This window comes from Streptomyces sp. BV286, from assembly GCF_019090165.1.
Lineage (GTDB): Bacteria > Actinomycetota > Actinomycetes > Streptomycetales > Streptomycetaceae > Streptomyces.
Window position 1 is genome coordinate 1 of the sequence record NZ_JAHRIB010000189.1, and the last position, 2,718, is coordinate 2,718.

A 2,718-nucleotide genomic window follows, 5' to 3' on the forward strand; every position below is an offset into this window, starting at 1 on the left:
GTCTCTTCCCAGAGTCCCCAGGCCAGTGAGGTCGCGGGCAGTCCCAACCCCCGCCGATACTCCGCCAACCCGTCCAGATACGCATTCGCCGCCGCGTAGTTGCCCTGCCCCGCACCACCCACCGTCCCCGACAACGACGAGAACAACACAAAGGCGGAAAGGTCCAACTCCCGCGTCAACTCATGCAGATACCACGCAGCATCCGCCTTCGGACCCAGCACACCATCCAACCGCTCCGGCGTCAGCGACTCCAGCACACCGTCATCGACCACACCGGCCGTGTGCACCACCGCCGACAACTCCGAACCCAGACCATCCACCACAGCAGCCAACGCAGCACGATCACTCACATCACACGCCACCACATCCGCCCGGGCACCCAAGTCCGCAAGCTCAGCAACGAGTTCAGCCGCACCCGGCGCATCCTGACCCCGCCGCGACAGCAACACCAGACGCTCCACACCATGCGACACCACCAGATGCCGGGCCACCACCGCACCCAGACCACCCGTACCACCCGTCACCAACACCACACCACCACCAGCACTGGCACTGGCACTGGCACTGGCACCCCACGACGTCACCCCACCACCCGAGGCCACCCGCGTCAGACGAGGAACGAAAACCTCACCGCCACGGACAGCGACCTGCTCCTCCCCCGACACCAGAGCAGCCCGCACACCCGCCTCAACATCCCCCTCCACACCCACATCCACCAACACAAACCGACCCGGATGCTCCGCCTGCGCCGACCGCACCAACCCCCACACCCCAGCCGACACCACATCCACCACACCACCCACACCCACAGACACCGCCCCCCGCGTCACCACCACACGAGAACCAGCACCCCCCACACCCGACACACCCTCCTGCAACCAGGCCAGCACACGCTCCAGCTCCGCGCCCGCCAAACCCAAACGCTCACCCTCCAGCACCAGCACACCCGGCGCCCCACCACTCACACCACTTCCGACACCGCCCACGCCGGCCACAGCACCGGCAACGGGCGACCACACCACCTCGAACAACCCACCACCAGCCACCACCGGCACCCCACCAGCAGCCCCCACCTGACCCGACGAAATCGCCCGCAACACCAGCGACTCCACCACCGCCACCGGCACACCCACACCATCAGCAACCCACAACGACACCCGATCCCGCGCCACATGCCGCACACACACCCGCAACACCGACGCACCCACCGCAAACAACGACACCCCCGACCACGAGAACGGGAGTCGGGCCACGGTGCCGTCCTCTTCCTCTTCCTCGTAGGAGGGCGAGAAGCCGAGAGCGTGCAGGGCAGCGTCGAGGAGTGCGGGATGCAGGCCGAATCGGGCAGCCTCCCCAGCCGCTTCGGCGGGCAGCTCGATCTCCGCGTAGACCTCGTCACCCTTACGCCATGCGGCGGTCAAGCCCTGGAACAGAGGACCGTAGACCAAGCCGGATTCCGGTCGCTCGTACATGCCCTCGATGTCGAGGGCTTCCGCTCCGGCGGGCGGCCACTGCGCGAGCTCGAACCCGGCCGACGCCTCCGAAGGACTCAACAGACCACTGGCATGCCGCGTCCACGGCACCTCCTCATCCGCACCCTCCACCCGCGAGTACACGGCGACCGGCCGTTCCCCGGACTCGTTCGCCGCCTCGACGAGGACCTGCACCTGTACGCCGCCACGGTCGGGCACGACGAGAGGGGCTTCCTGGGTCAGCTCCTCGATGCGCCCGCAGCCGACCTCGTCGCCCGCCCGCACCAGCAACTCGACGAACCCGGTCCCCGGGAACACCACCACACCGGCGACGGTGTGATCGGCCAGCCACGGATGCGACTTCAGGGACAGCCGCCCCGTCAGGACAACGCCCTCACCCTCGGCCATCCCGACCACCGCGCCCACGAGCGGGTGATCCGCGGCCGACTGACCCAGTCCTGCCGCATCGGTCACCGACCAGCCACCCTCAAGCCAGTACCGCTCACGCTGGAAGGCGTACGTGGGCAGTTCGACCCGGCGTCCGCCCGCCGTCAACGGCTTCCAACTCACCGCAACGCCACGTACATTGAGCCGGGCTAGGGCGGTCAGGAACTCCCGTACCTCGTCGCGGTCCCGACGCATCACGGGCACGCACGCCACATCCGAGTCCTCCGCCAGCGACTCACGAGCCATCCCGCTCAGCACACCCTCGGGGCCCAGCTCGACGAACGACGACGCACCAGCATCCAGAAGAGCCTCAATTCCGGAGCCGAACCGCACCGCCTCACGGACGTGCCGCACCCAGTACCCGGGTGCGCAGAGTTCCTGCGCCGACGCAATCTCCCCGGTCACGTTCGACACGACCCCGAGAGCCGGAGCGTTGAACGTCAACCCCTCCACCACAGCGGCGAAGTCGTCGAGCATCGGTTCCATCAGCGGAGAATGGAAGGCGTGGCTGACCTGGAGCTGCTTGGTCTTCACCCCACGCTCCCGCAGCGCCTCCACCACCGGCAGCACCGCAGCCTCCGTGCCCGAAAGGACCACCGCACGCGGCCCATTCACCGCCGCAATACCCGCGTCCAGCACCCCGTCCAGCAGCTCACGTACCTCCGACTCGGCGGCCTGGACCGCCACCATCACCCCACCCGCAGGCAACCCATCCATCAACCGCCCACGAGCCGCCACCAACATCGCCGCGTCGTCAAGAGAGAACACCCCGGCCACGTGCGCAGCCGCGATCTCCCCG

1 protein-coding gene is annotated in these 2,718 nt (G+C 68.2%); it reads right to left on the bottom strand.

The window, feature by feature from the left end; all coding sequences use genetic code 11:
• On the bottom strand, positions 1–2,718 hold a 2,718-nt coding region (locus KUF83_RS42700), incomplete at both ends, for an SDR family NAD(P)-dependent oxidoreductase (protein ID WP_217459310.1).